The organism is Enhygromyxa salina (assembly GCF_002994615.1).
Lineage (GTDB): Bacteria > Myxococcota_A > Polyangia > Nannocystales > Nannocystaceae > Plesiocystis > Plesiocystis salina_A.
Genome location: NZ_PVNK01000067.1, coordinates 1 through 646, shown reverse-complemented (window position 1 = coordinate 646; position 646 = coordinate 1). Strand labels below are relative to the sequence as shown.

The window sequence follows — 646 nt, the reverse complement described above, 5'->3', positions numbered from 1 at the left end:
GCCGAGGGCTTTGTCGCCAAAACTTGCAGTACGCCCGGTACAGCGGCGTTTTGGCTTCGCGCCCTCGGCAAAAATTCCGGCGCGAGGCGACACGATGCATTGCACCCCGGGCTGCTAGGCCTGAATCGAGCGCTGCGCGCTCGACTCAGGCCTTCTCGTCTTCAAGGGGCCTTTTTAAAAAGCTCCTCGCTGCGGCGGCGAAGGCCCCTCGGCTGCTAGACTCCACGCCCATGGCAAGGGTGACCGGCATCGGTGGCGTGTTCTTCAAGGCCAAAGACCCCAAGGCCCTCGCGGCCTGGTACGTCGAGCACCTCGGCGTGAAGCTCGAGGACTGGGGCGGCGTGGTCTTCGACTGGGAGGCGGACCGGAGCGCACAGTCGGCGAAGGGCGCGACCGTCTGGCACCTCGCCGAGGCCGACAGCGACTGGTTCGCCCCAAGCACCTCGCAGCTGATGATCAACTACCGCGTCGACGACCTCGACGGCATGCTCGCCCAACTCGCATCGGCCAACATCAAGCCGGTCAAGGGCCCCGACGACGAGTTCAACGGCCGCTTCGCCTGGGTCATGGACCCCGAGGGCAACAAGGTCGAGCTGTGGGAGCCCCGGGATCCGGCGTAACGCGAGCTAGCACCCCGGGCTGCTAG

The 646-nt window shown here is 66.3% G+C and carries 1 protein-coding gene; it reads left to right on the top strand.

All coding sequences use genetic code 11. The features are described 5' to 3' along the window. The first annotated feature begins 230 nt into the window (after window positions 1-230). Window positions 231-620, top strand: a complete 390-nt coding sequence (locus ENSA5_RS06110) for a VOC family protein (RefSeq protein WP_106390687.1) — start codon at window positions 231-233, stop codon at window positions 618-620. The last annotated feature ends 26 nt before the right edge of the window (window positions 621-646 follow it).